1 pseudogene is annotated in these 1,046 nt (G+C 65.2%); it reads left to right on the top strand.

What is annotated here, in order from left to right:
• Positions 1–762: 762 nt before the first annotated feature.
• Positions 763–1,046, top strand: a pseudogene (locus KRR26_RS36520) (sigma-70 family RNA polymerase sigma factor); the annotation flags it as partial.

The following is a 1,046-nucleotide window of genomic DNA, read 5'->3' on the forward strand; positions in this document are numbered from 1 at the left end:
CACGGCTTGGACTGACGGTCCACTGAGTTGGCAGTCCGAGGGCTGGTGAGTGACTCTGCTCAGTCTGCACACACGTGGCATGGATGTCGCAAACCACCCTGGCCATGTCCCCGACTCCACGCGGTACCCGTTGCCGCCATGAAAGCAAGCGCTGTGAAGGCGAAGGCACCGTGAGTGAATCCGGCGCGCCGTGCCGAAACCATGAAGGCTTGCGGGCGGCGCAGTGAGACATGTTGCAAGTCGCTGGGTGTCCTCGGAAGGTGAGAGTGACGTGTCGTTGATGCTCACGGAAGTGCGGTGTGGGAAGTGCCGCCTGCTGCTGGCTGGGCGTGACGAGGCGAGCCTTTGTCTCCGCAGCGCCGAGGGAGGCTTGGTGGTGGCTCGCGGCCTGGAAGCCTCGCTCAAGTGCCCACGCTGTGGTGTCTCCAGTGTCGCTTCGAGCCGACAAGCGCTCCCGCGGTTACCGCGCCCTTCGCCCGTGGAAGTCATCCTGTTTCCCAAGCGCTGACACGGCGTCGGGCCTTGGCCCATGCCTTGGCCGTCTTCCGGCTGGCGTTGACGTGCGAGGACTCGCTGTCTCAGCGGGTGCCCTCAATGCCCCGGCTGTGTGCCTGTTGCGTCCCCCTCCCTGAAAGCATTCATCCAGGAGTCGTTGTGTGCAGAAGTTTGGCGCGTTGGGAGGCCCTTCGTGTGGGCCTCCGTCAATTCGTGGAGAGTCCTCGGGCCCGGCAGGCCTTCGTCAAGGCCCAGGCGATGAGAGGAGTGCTGGCCGTCTTCGAGTCGCCGACGAGTCTTGTCGCGTACCTCAACCGGCGAGACGGGGACGTCGACGTGAAGAACGACCTCCTCACGACGCTCGTCGCCATGGTGCAGGCACGAGAAGAGGGGCCGCTTGTGTCAGCGCTGCTGTGGTTGGGCCTGTGGCCGGCCCTCGGAGCCATTCGTCGCCGGCGCCTTCGGAGCTTCGAGACTGAGGACGAACTCACCGCGGCCCTGGCCCTCGCCTTCACTTCGTTAGTGGCTCGCGTCGACTTGCGGCGGACTCG

Origin of the sequence: Citreicoccus inhibens (genome assembly GCF_019039035.1) — a bacterium.
GTDB classification, from domain to species: domain Bacteria; phylum Myxococcota; class Myxococcia; order Myxococcales; family Myxococcaceae; genus Citreicoccus; species Citreicoccus inhibens.